The organism is Streptomyces sp. NPDC056361 (assembly GCF_042262805.1).
In the GTDB taxonomy this organism is placed as follows: domain Bacteria; phylum Actinomycetota; class Actinomycetes; order Streptomycetales; family Streptomycetaceae; genus Streptomyces.
Genome location: NZ_JBHJQI010000083.1, coordinates 25,992 through 35,877 on the forward strand (window position 1 = coordinate 25,992; position 9,886 = coordinate 35,877).

Annotated in this window: 14 protein-coding genes; 9 read left to right on the forward strand and 5 right to left on the reverse strand. The window is 71.8% G+C overall.

Features of this window, described 5'->3' with window-relative positions:
* From ACFCY7_RS25130 to ACFCY7_RS25150, 5 genes are read right to left on the reverse strand one after another with little or no spacing between them, the layout of a single operon-like run.
* Positions 1-1,218, reverse strand: coding sequence for a hypothetical protein (locus ACFCY7_RS25130; RefSeq protein ID WP_376488299.1), 1,218 nt, complete (start codon positions 1,216-1,218; stop codon positions 1-3).
* A 14-nt stretch (positions 1,219-1,232) separates the two neighbouring features.
* Positions 1,233-1,898, reverse strand: coding sequence for a hypothetical protein (locus tag ACFCY7_RS25135; protein ID WP_376488300.1), 666 nt, complete (start codon positions 1,896-1,898; stop codon positions 1,233-1,235).
* Entirely contained in the window at positions 1,889-2,089 is a 201-nt protein-coding gene (locus ACFCY7_RS25140; RefSeq protein ID WP_376488301.1) for a hypothetical protein, read from the reverse strand. The genes ACFCY7_RS25135 and ACFCY7_RS25140 overlap by 10 nt, the downstream gene beginning before the upstream one ends.
* Positions 2,086-2,685, reverse strand: coding sequence for a hypothetical protein (locus ACFCY7_RS25145; RefSeq protein ID WP_376488302.1), 600 nt, complete (start codon positions 2,683-2,685; stop codon positions 2,086-2,088). The genes ACFCY7_RS25140 and ACFCY7_RS25145 overlap by 4 nt, the downstream gene beginning before the upstream one ends.
* Positions 2,682-3,482 carry a hypothetical protein gene (locus ACFCY7_RS25150; RefSeq protein WP_376488303.1) on the reverse strand — a complete coding sequence of 267 codons (801 nt, stop codon included), beginning with the start codon at positions 3,480-3,482 and terminating at the stop codon, positions 2,682-2,684. Before ACFCY7_RS25150 ends, ACFCY7_RS25145 begins: the two co-directional genes overlap by 4 nt.
* Before the next feature lie 167 nt (positions 3,483-3,649).
* On the opposite strand from ACFCY7_RS25150, the gene ACFCY7_RS25155 reads away from it, so the two are divergent.
* The 9 genes from ACFCY7_RS25155 (at position 3,650) to ACFCY7_RS25195 (ending at position 9,799) form a co-directional block, all read left to right on the forward strand.
* Positions 3,650-4,756 carry a tyrosine-type recombinase/integrase gene (locus ACFCY7_RS25155; protein ID WP_376488304.1) on the forward strand — a complete coding sequence of 369 codons (1,107 nt, stop codon included), beginning with the start codon at positions 3,650-3,652 and terminating at the stop codon, positions 4,754-4,756.
* A 232-nt stretch (positions 4,757-4,988) separates the two neighbouring features.
* Complete coding sequence (locus tag ACFCY7_RS25160) at positions 4,989-5,423, forward strand: hypothetical protein (RefSeq protein ID WP_376488305.1); 435 nt, start codon at positions 4,989-4,991, stop codon at positions 5,421-5,423.
* A gap of 13 nt (positions 5,424-5,436) precedes the next feature.
* Positions 5,437-6,018: a hypothetical protein gene (locus ACFCY7_RS25165; protein ID WP_376488306.1), complete on the forward strand. Its 582-nt coding sequence runs from the start codon at positions 5,437-5,439 to the stop codon at positions 6,016-6,018.
* The gene (locus ACFCY7_RS25170) at positions 6,015-6,464 is read left to right on the forward strand and encodes a hypothetical protein (protein ID WP_376488307.1); all 450 of its coding nucleotides are present in this window, start codon (positions 6,015-6,017) and stop codon (positions 6,462-6,464) included. Before ACFCY7_RS25165 ends, ACFCY7_RS25170 begins: the two co-directional genes overlap by 4 nt.
* Positions 6,461-7,429: an AAA family ATPase gene (locus tag ACFCY7_RS25175; RefSeq protein ID WP_376488308.1), complete on the forward strand. Its 969-nt coding sequence runs from the start codon at positions 6,461-6,463 to the stop codon at positions 7,427-7,429. Before ACFCY7_RS25170 ends, ACFCY7_RS25175 begins: the two co-directional genes overlap by 4 nt.
* On the forward strand, positions 7,426-8,217 hold the full coding sequence (locus ACFCY7_RS25180; protein ID WP_376488309.1) for a hypothetical protein: 792 nt from the start codon (positions 7,426-7,428) through the stop codon (positions 8,215-8,217). The genes ACFCY7_RS25175 and ACFCY7_RS25180 overlap by 4 nt, the downstream gene beginning before the upstream one ends.
* A gap of 54 nt (positions 8,218-8,271) precedes the next feature.
* A complete protein-coding gene (locus ACFCY7_RS25185; protein WP_376488310.1) occupies positions 8,272-8,700 on the forward strand; it encodes an NUDIX domain-containing protein in 429 nt (142 codons plus the stop codon).
* Positions 8,701-8,861: 161 nt separating this feature from the next.
* On the forward strand, positions 8,862-9,341 hold the full coding sequence (locus tag ACFCY7_RS25190; RefSeq protein ID WP_376488311.1) for a hypothetical protein: 480 nt from the start codon (positions 8,862-8,864) through the stop codon (positions 9,339-9,341).
* On the forward strand, positions 9,335-9,799 hold the full coding sequence (locus ACFCY7_RS25195) for a protein kilB (RefSeq protein ID WP_376488312.1): 465 nt from the start codon (positions 9,335-9,337) through the stop codon (positions 9,797-9,799). The genes ACFCY7_RS25190 and ACFCY7_RS25195 overlap by 7 nt, the downstream gene beginning before the upstream one ends.
* The last annotated feature ends 87 nt before the right edge of the window (positions 9,800-9,886 follow it).

Consider the following 9,886-nt stretch of genomic DNA (forward strand, 5'->3'; position numbering starts at 1 on the left):
CTACTTTCCTTCTGCGGTGAGCCACCGGAGGAGTCCGGTGCGGGCGTCGTGGATGGCGTCGTCGTTGCCGGTGAGAACGGCGTTGAGCAGTCCGAGGCCGGGCGTGTCCTCCCGGTAGATGAGGACCGCGGCGCTGTTGTCGGCCGGGAGCGACGCCGGGAGGGTGCGCAGCGACATCACGCTTCCGGCACCGAGGCCTGCGGCTCGCGCCTCCCGTACGTCAACGATCTCCGGGCGGTCGCCGATGCGGTGCAGCAGCTCGTGGGCGGGGTTCTCGTCCGGCTCGCAGTCGTGCGGCCAGCGGTCCGGGCAGGTCGGCCGGGGCTCCTCGCCGGAACGAGCCGCCGCCTCGCCGGCCACGGAGACGAGACGGGCCACGATGACGTGGCGGGTGTCTCCCTCGGCGACCTGACGGGCCAGCTGCTCGAAGTCGCGGACCAGGTGTTCCGGCGCCATGAAGGCGGTGTCCTCCATGGGGTGGGACTTGCCCTTGCCCATGCGCCCGTCAACCAGGGCGGCGCCCCAGTTCGGCAGGCTGAGGACCTGCTCCGGGCCGATGCGGGTAGGCGCACCCCCGCCCGCATCCGCGAGGGACGCTGCCTCGTCGTCGCTGGACTCGACCCAGGTCATCACTCGGTTCTGGCGGACCAGACGGTCGATCTCCCGGCGCACCCCCTGCGGGGACCGGTCGGTGAAGAGGCCGTTGTCGCGCAGCAGCTGGGCAGCCTCATCGAGCATCAGCACGATGCGGTCGGTCGCGCCGCCGGTTCGCTCCGGCTGAACGGCCAGAGCAGCGGCAAGCACGGAGGGGAGGAGGTCGCTCTGGTCCCGCAGCTTGAGGAGTTCCACGGCCTGGCCCTGGAGCTGGGAGGCGGCCCACGCGCGGGCGGCTTCGGCCTCGACGTCCTCGTCGGCGTCGCGGCGGTACTGCTCGGCGACGGCGGCGCACACCTCCTCGGTGCACAGCACGCGGGCCACGGCCTCGGCGGAGCCGTCGGGGTTCTTGAAGACCTCGACATCGGCGTCGGCGAGCTCGGCGGCGACGCACTCGGACACGAGGTTCAATCCCTTGCGCACGTTGGCCGCCAGCGCCGTGAGGTGCCCTTCGCTGATCTCGACACTGAACGCGTCAACGTCCCAGCGGCCGCGGTGCAGGTGGACGGTGTAGTGGCGGTTCGGCTCTCCCGGTACGAGGAAGAGCGGTACGGACAGCGGCATGGTGACCTCCCGGTCTACTTGGCTTTGGCGTTGGTGACGGCGAGGCGGATGGCGCCGAACAGGACGAGGAGCGTTCCGGCGACGACCGCGGGGAACGCAAGGTGGTTGCAGATGGAGTCGACGTTCTGCCAGATCCACACCTCAATGTGGGTGCCGGGGGAGGTCCCCTCCGGCTTGGTGTAGTCGTACTTGCTCATGGCCCCGCCGGCGGCCGAGCAGAGCACGCCGATCAGCGCGAAGCCGAGCGACGCGCGGAACTGTCGCCGGTCCCAGTCGGTGCGGGCGCGCTTCTGTACGACGCCGAGTTCACCCGGGGCGAGGTCGAGTTCCTTCTGCGCGACCCAGTCGGCAGCGGCCTTGGCCTCGATCGACTCGATGTCGTCGAAGTGGTGGCGCTGTGCGGCGATGTGGCAGTCCCTCTCGTCGCACAGCACGCGGCCGGTCATCGTCACCGACCCGTCCGGGTGCGGGTCGGTGACGACCTCCGCCGGGGTGAACTGGGCGTATGCGCAGCTCAGGGCGGCCTCACGGACGCCCCTGCGGACCGCCCTCTCCATGAAGTCACGGCCGTCGGGCACCGTGGCGAGCTGTTCGGCGCTCCACCGCTGGCGGTCGGTGTGCACCGTGAAGGAGCGGTCTACCGGCGGCAGCGTGAGCGTCACGGGCACGTTCAGCGGCATCGGATGGTGACCTTTCCGGACGGCGGGATGGGGAGGGTGGAGGCGGTGCGGGCGAGCTCCTGGAGCTTGTCGAAGTCCTCGTCGGTCAGTGGGCCGCCGTCGGCGCGGGCGTAGTCGATGACGATCGGGGGCTTGGGCTGCGGGAACAGGGCTCCCTGGTCGGGGTGGACCTGCGCGGGCTCGTTGGTCATTCGCTGGCCTTCTGTGCGAAGGGGGCGATCTTGCGGAGCCGTTCGGCCGCGGCCTCAAGCCGGGTGATCTCGACGCGGACGGTGGCGTGCGCGTCGTGGTCGTCCGGGATGAACTCGGCGCCCTCGGCGAGCAGGCGCGCGATATTGGCAACGGCGCCGGCGGCGTCCCGGATACCGCCGTCCAGGTCCCCGTCTGGCAGGCGTTCCTCGGCGCGGGCCCACGAGTCGACGGGTTGCAGGGTGTGCTGCTCGAACTCTTCGCCGGCGTCCTGGCCCTGGGTGACGTACACCGTGGTCAGGCCAAGGGCGGGCATCATCCGGTGGATGCTGTCCAGGTCGTCGGGGTCGGTCGGCTCGGCGCTCGGGGTGATGTGGGCGACCAGTGTCTGGACGACGTCGGTGCCGTAGGAGAGGTTCGGCCGGGCGACGATGTGTTCTCCGAGGAAGAGCGGGGTGTCCGCCGGGAGGGCGGCGAGGATGGCGGCGAGCTCGCCGGTGGTGGTGACCTCGCGGGCGGTGGGCAGGCCTTCCTTGAACTGTGCGAGGGCGGCCGCGGACTGCGCGAGCACTTCGTCACGGCTCGGCTGGTCGGTCACTGGAGCGCTCCCTTCTGTGTGGTGGCGGGGGTCTCGGAGTCGAGTCCGTCCCGGCGGAGGATGTCCTCGGCGATGGAGCGCAGGGTGGCGGCCGTGCGGCGGTGCTCGACGGCGGCGGGCTCCTCGATGACGGCGAGCCGCTCGAAGGCCTCGGCCCGGGCGAAGTGCCGGGCGGCCCAGACCGCCTGCTTCTCCTCGGCCGCCTCCGTGCCAGCGGCCTCCATCACCGCGGTGTACGCGGCGTCACACTCCCGGCGCAGTTCCTCGGTCCGCTCCCGGAGCCGCTTCACCTCGGCGCGCCGGTCGTTGGCCTCCTGGCGGGCGGCCCCGTCATACAGGGACGGCAGGAGTCGGCTGACGGCGTCGCGGCCCTTGCCCACCAGGGCGTCCAGCCATTCACCCAGGTACTGGGCGTGGCGGACCGGGTCGGCCTCGCCGCGGCCGATGCCGCTGCGCTGGCGGCCCATCAGCACCCAGGCGGCGACCTTGGTGTTCCACCGCTCGTGGGCGGACTGCCGGGAGATGTCGGCGGCGTTGCCGATAGCCGTCCAGCTCGCTCCGCGCTCGCGCTCGGCGATGACGGCCTTGTTGACCAGATCATCGACGAGGCCCTGCATGAACAGGGCGTCGCGAAGCACGCGGCCGTGGTCGTCGTCGCGGTAGCGCTCGGAGACGTCGCGCAGCCCTGCCTCGACGATCTGCATGAGTGCGTGGGCGCGGGCGAGCATCGCCTCGTCGACCGGAGTCAGCGCCGGGGGTCGGGCCCGCTCGTCGGGTTGTTCGTTCGTCTCATCCATGAGCGTCAGGTTAGACCTGACGACTGACAGCGTCAGGGTTTTACTGACATCTTCGGCCGGATTCACCCGCCGGAGTGACCGGAACGAACGCACAGGATAATTACAGTTATCCTGTCGGGATGCTGACACCGGATCAGAATGACCCGCAATCAGGTGAATCACCCGACATGCCGGGCTCGGGGATGGCGGCCGAGCTCGTTCCCGTCCCGCCGGCCGGAGAGCTGTCGACCGGCGTCCGCGATCCGCGCGAGCTCTGGCCCGAGCACGCGCGCAAGCTCTACGTCCATCTCGTCGGCATCTACGGCGAGGGCGACGTCCTGCCTCCGCTCGCCGGGGCCTGGATCGCGAACCAGCGCTCGGACAACACCCGTCGCGCGTACGCCCGCGGCTTCCGGGTCTTCGAGGAGTTCGCCCGCGAGCACGGCACCCACCCCATGGCCGTGAAGTTCGCCCTGGCTGATGCGTTCCGGCTGTGGCTGGAGCAGACGCCAACCTGGGTCCGGGTCAAGGGCGGTGCGCGCAACGAGATGGTCCGCAGCGGCCCGCCGTACTCGGACGCCTCGCGGGCCAACGCCCTCTCGGCCGCCTCCTCCTTCTTCTCCTACTGGGACAAGGTCAGCGACTCGGGGGTCAAGAACCCCTTCGACGCCGTTCAGCGGCCGGTGATGGATCCGGACTACTCGCCCACGCCCGGCTACACCGAAGCCGAGTGGGCGACGCTCGTGGCCACCGCCCGGGACCACCACCGCATCGCCGCGTACCGCAAGCGCGCGTACGCCCTGCTGCTGATGCTCTACACCCTGGCCCTGCGCATCGACTCCCTCCTCAACGCCCGCGTGGAGGACCTCGGCGAGGACCAGGGTCACCGGGTGCTGCATCTGGAGAAGATGAAGGGCGGCGGCCGGAGGAAGAAACCCATTCCGCCGGTGGCCTGGAACGCGCTCCAGGACTACCTCGACGGACGCACCACGGGGTGGCTGTTCTGCACGGCGTCCGGCGCCCAGCTCGACGAACCGGCCGTCTGGCGGCTGTGCGCCGCGCTCGCCCGTCGCGCTGGCCTGCCCGTCCGCGGTCCGCACGGCGCCAAGGGCGACGGCATCACCCATGCCCTGGCCAAGCCGAACGCCCGCCCCGACAAGGTGCAGAGCTGGGCCGACCACAAGGACTCGCGCACCACCCAGCGCTACAACGCGAGGAAGCAGCTGCTGGACGACAGCCCTGGCTACGGCATCGGCGCCGACCTCGCCGGCGCGCTGGCGCCCGAGGCTGACTGAGAACCACCGCAGCATCCCCCAGGGGCCCTGAACTGGACACGAGACCAGTTCAGGGCCCCTTCTCGCGTGGGCGCGGGCCGCTCAACTCGACCTCCACAGGCGCCTGTTCACTCGTTCGTGCAGAATTCTGGCCAGATTCTCCCCGGGTCTGGACGGGCCGGTCCCGGCTCCGGCATGCTCCTCCCATGCAGAACGGATGTAAGAACCGGGCAAGAATTCACCGGAGGCCTTCGTGAAGATCACCATCGAAGGCGCCTCCCCGGACTTCGAGCGGAAGCTGCTCGAACTGCTCGCCGAGCACCGCGAGGAGCTCGCCGTGTCGGTCGACACCGCGTGGAACGTCGAGCGGGCCGTGCAGTACCTCGCCTCGCTGCCGGCCAACGGGCTCACCTTCGCACGTCTCGTCGTGGAGGCAGACGGCGACAAGAACGCCGAGGAGCTGCGCGCGGCCTTCGGCGGAAAGCTGCGCGGCCCGACCATCGCCCTGTCCCGCGCGGTCGGCCGCGGCGAGCGCCGGAAGTGGTGGCCCACGGGGCTCGAAGCCCCGATCTACCCGCACTACGACCCCAACCACACCAGCTGGGAGAAGGCCATCGCCTACCGGATGACCGCCGAGAACGTGGCCATCTTCCGCGAGGCCTTCGACCGCATCTTCAACCCCAAGTAGAGGAGGAACGCCCATGTCACAGACGCAGCAGATTGGCGCCCCCGACCCCGACGAGGTGATGACCTCGGCCGCGCGCGCTCTGCTCCTGACCCGCCACCCGGCCGCGACGTTCGACGCGACGGGCAAGGTGGCCACCGCCGGGTTCCTGTGCAGCTCCGGCCTCCCCGGCGCCGCGCAGGTGCGCGTGAGCCACCGCACCGTCTTCCCGAGCGTCCTGAACGGGCTGTCGTTCGCCGACGCGGCGGCGGAGGAGTACGTGCTCGTGTCCGCGTACGCCGACCTGCTGCGTGAGCACGGGTGGTCGGTCCGCGAGCTGCGGGGCAACCGGCCCCATCTCCTGCTCTCGGCGCCGTTGTGCCCGGAGTGCCCGGCTGCGACTCAGCCCTTCGAGGCGGAGGGCGAAGCCCTGTGGCGCTGCCCCGCGTGCTGCCGACGTACGTACGGCACGGACGACCCGGACCGTGACTCCGACCTCCCCTCGTACACCGAGACGGACGCCGACGGGAGCGTCACCGTGTACCACGGCAGCGGGGAGGTCGACATCGAGGCGACCGCCGAATGGGCCTCCCAGAGCAGCAAGGAGACGACGCTGTGAGCCTCTTCGACCACCCCGCGCTCGCCGCGGAGACCCTGTGGCGCCGCCTGGTCGAGCACCAGCCCGCCGTCGCGGCCGCCCTCGGCGTGCACGTACGGGAGCTCCCGCAGGACTGGCCGCAGCGCGAGCTCGGCGTCTTCCGCCCTGAGGCCGCCTTCCGCCTGGTGCCGTCCGAGCAGCACGAGCGGGTGGAGATCGAGCCGTACGACACCGACTGGGAGAACTGCGGCGCCTGCTCCGAGGCCTCGGACCCCTGCCGGTTCCACACCGGCTTCGAGACCGGCTACAAGGCGCTGCATCAGCCGCTGCTCGACGCCATGGCGCTCGACCCGGCGGTCACGGTGGCCGCCGTGCTCCAGCGGCTGGCCGAGGACGACGACCACAACAACGGCACGGACAGCGATCCGCAGGTCGCGCCGGAGAACACCGGAAAGGCACAGGGATGAACGACACCACGGAGAACAACCGGCCGCAGCTGGAGCCCCGCCCGCTCTTCGTCGCCGTCGGGCCCGCCGGTTCGGGCAAGTCGACAGCCGCCGCCTGGTTCCCGGTAGATGCCGTGGTGTGCCTGGACGAGCTGCGCCGCGAAATCAGCGGGGGCAACGCGGGCGACCAGTCGGTGACCCCGGCCGCCGTCGCCCGGCAGAACAGTCTGCTGGACGAGCACCTGGCCGCCGGCCGCGCGGTGTTCGTCGATTCCACGAACGTGGAGCCGCAGGTCCGCGCGGGCCTCCTGGAGCTGGCCCGTCGCCACGGGCGCGGGGCCTTCGCTCTGCGCTTCCCGGTCGACCTCGACACCTGCCTGGCCCGCAACGCGCTGCGGGCGGACGACCGTCGTGTCCCCGAGGCCACGCTGCGCTGGCAGCACGGCCTTGCCCAAGAGGCCACTCCGGAAGCCCTGCTCCGGGAGGGCTTCGCCGAGGTGCACGACATGCCCGACTTCGATCCCGCAGCGGCAGGAGCAACCATGTCCATGGACGACGCCCTTGACCCCGAGCGGATCGCGGATGCCGTCGCCGTACTGCGCAAGGCGCAGGAGGGCGACCAGGAGGCGCACGAGAACCTCGGCAACTACTTCCCCGGGTACGAGGGGCTGGTGATGCAGACCGATCACCTGCGCTACCTCGAACTCGCCGCCCGGGCCGGTCTGGAGGCCACGCACCTCCTGATCATGCACATCGAGGCCGACACGTGGGGGGCGTCGGTGGACACCTACACCTCCGACCTGGGGAGGCCGCTGGCGTCCGTGAGCCTCGGGGACTACGCCAGCAGGACCGAGGCGGTCCGGGAATCGGTGCGCGCCGCGACGGACAACGGGTGGGTGCTCGCCCCCGAGCACGAGTGGGCCGACTTCGACTGCGGCGGCGGGGAGATCCACATCCCGATCCATGTGCGGCCGGTCTCCGGGTGAGCGCGGCCGCCGCCGCCCCGCGCCTGGACCGGGCGGAGACGTACGCGGAGACCACTCACCGGATCTACGGCGACCGGCGGGCCGCCCCGCCGGCGCGGGAGCTCCTGCTCGCCGTCGCGTACGCCCTCTTCGTCGCCCCGGGCGAGCCCGGGCGGGTGCTGAGCACCGCCGCCCGGGCCCTGGGCCGGAGTTCGGCGACGGGCCGCCCCCTGTTCGACGCCCTTGTCGCCGATGACGCGCCCCGCTACGAGCCGCCCGACGCGGCGGGCGATTGGGGCCCGGGCGGCGCCCCGGGGTGCGAGGCGCCCCGCCTGCGCCCGTACGTCTACCGGCCCCGCATCAAGGTCACCGAACCGGAGGAAAGCACCGCGGTGCTCCTGCGGCCGCCGCCCACGCCGCTCCTGCACGCCTCGGGGGGCTTCTCCCCGCCCCCCGTCGACCACCGGAACGCGGAGGGCGTCTGCGGGGCGAACTCCCACCACAAGGTGCTTGAGCTCGATCCGCGCACCGGCTGGACGATCCCGCACTGGTTCTGCAAGCGCCACCTCGACGACGCCAAGCGGGTCGCCGAGCAGGTGCGCGAGCAGAACGAGGCGGCCCCGGAGCCGATCCCCAACCGGGGCGGCCTGCTGCCCTCGTACTTCAAGGCGCCCTGGGAGAAGGTCTACCGCCACTACGCCCCGGCCACCTGGAAGCCGCCCTCGTACGGGCTGGCCGCCGACGACTGGCCCGACCCGGGCAACCCTCCGCCGCGGCGCCGCCGGCGCCTGCGCGCCGTCTCCGACTGAACTCCGCGGGCTCCTGCCGCATCCGTCCACCGAGCACCTTCGAGAGGAACCGACATGACCGAGACCGAGACGTTCGAGAGCATCCGCCTCACGGCCGACGTGGTGGTCGCCACCGAGGACGGCAGGGTCCTGCTCATCGAGCGGGGCTGGGACCCCTTCAAGGGCCGCTGGGCGCTGCCGGGTGGTCATGTGGACGCCGGTGAGACCAGCCGCCAGGCGGCCGCGCGGGAGCTCGCCGAGGAGGCGGGCGTTCTGGTGGACCCCGCCACCCTGCGGCAGATCGGCACGTGGGACGCCCCCGACCGCGATCCGCGAGGCCGGTACGTCACCGTGGCCTACCTCGCCGTCGTCCCCGCCGACACCACGGCCGCCGCGGGCGACGACGCCACCAAGGCCGACTGGTGGCCGTACGACAGCCTGCCGCCGCTCGCCTTCGACCACGACGCGATCCTCGACGCGGCCCGGGACACCCTGTCCTCCTGACCCCTTGGCCGCTGCTGCTGCACCGGATGCGGCACGGCGGGAGGAACGCACAACAACGCGAGCTCCAACCCTCCCTGAGGGAGCGCCGGAGCTCGCGGTTTATCTGGCCAGAAAGACCACACCAGGGGGCGGGGCCAACTGCCCCCACCGAAAGGAGCCCGATGGGCACGTATCTGGAAGACGTCGCCACCGCGCTGCGCGAGCGGCGTGCGTGGACCTGCGTCTGCGGGGAGAGCAACCCGCCGCATTACGACACCTGCCACTTCTGCCAGCACCCCTCGTGGACGTGCGCCGCCTGCGGGACGGTGAGCCCGCAGCGCTGCGAGACCTGCAACGAGTGCGGCTGCGAGATCCCCGCCGAACTGATCGGTGACGAGGAGGGCTTCGCGATGACCCACGAGGAGTTCGTCAACCTCCAGGTCGGTCCCCGCCGCGTCGGGGGACGCTACCGGGTCGGCGTCAACGGCGAGGAGTACGAGGTCGTCGAGATCGACCGGGGACCGCGCGAGACCTGGCCGTCGTGGCAGATCGTCGTCCGGTGGCAGAACGACGGTCGCCAGACCGCCCACTGCACGGGCTGGGACGACCGGCGCGACTCGGTCGTCTCCCTCGCGGCCGCCGGCGGGGAGGGCTCGTGCTGAGCACCCTGCTCGCCGTCCTGGGGACGCTGCTCGGCGCGATCGTCGCCGGGGCGATCCAGCACCGCACCACCCGCGCGAGCCTGGATGCGGCCCGGCAGGAACAGCGCCGGGACAAGGAGTTGGCGGCCGTGACCGCCTTCGCCTCCGCCCTCGCCTCTCACCGCCGGGCCATGGCCGTCCGTGAGGGCCTTCGGCTCGCTGGAGCCGCCCCTGGGGTCTTCGCCGCGGCCCGGGCCGAGTCGCACGCCACCCGGTCCGCCGTCGAGGCGCCGATGGTCACGGTCTCCATCCTGATCCCCAGCCTGACCACGGTCGCCGATGCAGCGACACGCGCCACGTACGCGCTGCGCGACGCCCCGGACGACAAGGCCCTCGACGTGCTGCGGGCGCACGCGCTCGCGGCCGCGGACCGGTTCGTCGCGGCCGCCGCCGGCCACTTCTCCACCCAGGGCGCCTGACCCGGCGCCGCCTGAACGGCAGGCACCGAGCGGCGGTAGACGCACAACGACGCGGGCCCCGGCTCCCCCTCTTGCGAAGGGGAAGCC

Bases quoted from the DNA above. Each gene is read 5' to 3' on its own strand.
- ACFCY7_RS25130 (WP_376488299.1), bottom strand. From the start codon at position 1,218: ATGCCGCTGTCCGTACCGCTCTTCCTCGTACCGGGAGAGCCGAACCGC.
- ACFCY7_RS25135 (WP_376488300.1), bottom strand. From the start codon at position 1,898: ATGCCGCTGAACGTGCCCGTGACGCTCACGCTGCCGCCGGTAGACCGC.
- ACFCY7_RS25140 (WP_376488301.1), bottom strand. From the start codon at position 2,089: ATGACCAACGAGCCCGCGCAGGTCCACCCCGACCAGGGAGCCCTGTTC.
- ACFCY7_RS25150 (WP_376488303.1), bottom strand. From the start codon at position 3,482: ATGGATGAGACGAACGAACAACCCGACGAGCGGGCCCGACCCCCGGCG.
- ACFCY7_RS25155 (WP_376488304.1), top strand. From the start codon at position 3,650: ATGCCGGGCTCGGGGATGGCGGCCGAGCTCGTTCCCGTCCCGCCGGCC.
- ACFCY7_RS25165 (WP_376488306.1), top strand. From the start codon at position 5,437: ATGTCACAGACGCAGCAGATTGGCGCCCCCGACCCCGACGAGGTGATG.
- ACFCY7_RS25175 (WP_376488308.1), top strand. From the start codon at position 6,461: ATGAACGACACCACGGAGAACAACCGGCCGCAGCTGGAGCCCCGCCCG.
- ACFCY7_RS25185 (WP_376488310.1), top strand. From the start codon at position 8,272: ATGACCGAGACCGAGACGTTCGAGAGCATCCGCCTCACGGCCGACGTG.
- ACFCY7_RS25190 (WP_376488311.1), top strand. From the start codon at position 8,862: ATGGGCACGTATCTGGAAGACGTCGCCACCGCGCTGCGCGAGCGGCGT.